Source organism: Cupriavidus sp. SIMBA_020, assembly GCF_046535395.1.
GTDB classification, from domain to species: domain Bacteria; phylum Pseudomonadota; class Gammaproteobacteria; order Burkholderiales; family Burkholderiaceae; genus Cupriavidus; species Cupriavidus campinensis.
Genome location: NZ_JAWRWU010000445.1, coordinates 1 through 277, shown reverse-complemented (window position 1 = coordinate 277; position 277 = coordinate 1). Strand labels below are relative to the sequence as shown.

At 73.3% G+C, this 277-nt stretch carries 1 protein-coding gene; it reads left to right on the top strand.

The window, feature by feature from the left end; genetic code table 11:
• On the top strand, positions 1 to 277 hold a 277-nt coding region (locus SB751_RS29975), incomplete at both ends, for a biotin carboxylase N-terminal domain-containing protein (RefSeq protein WP_410749019.1).

Genomic DNA, 277 nt, shown 5'->3' with positions numbered 1-277 from the left:
CGCGCAGGCCATCTACCCCGGCTACGGCTTCCTGTCGGAGAGCGCCGAGTTCGCCGAAGCCTGCGAGGCCGCGGGCATCGCCTTCGTCGGTCCCACGCCGCTGCAGATCCGCGAGTTCGGCCTGAAGCACCGCTCGCGTGAACTGGCGGCCGATGCCGGCGTGCCGATGACCCCCGGCACGGGCCTGCTGGCCAGCCTGGGCGAGGCGCTGACGCAGGCCGAGCGCATCGGCTATCCGGTGATTCTCCAGAGCACGGCGGGCGGCGGCGGCATCGGC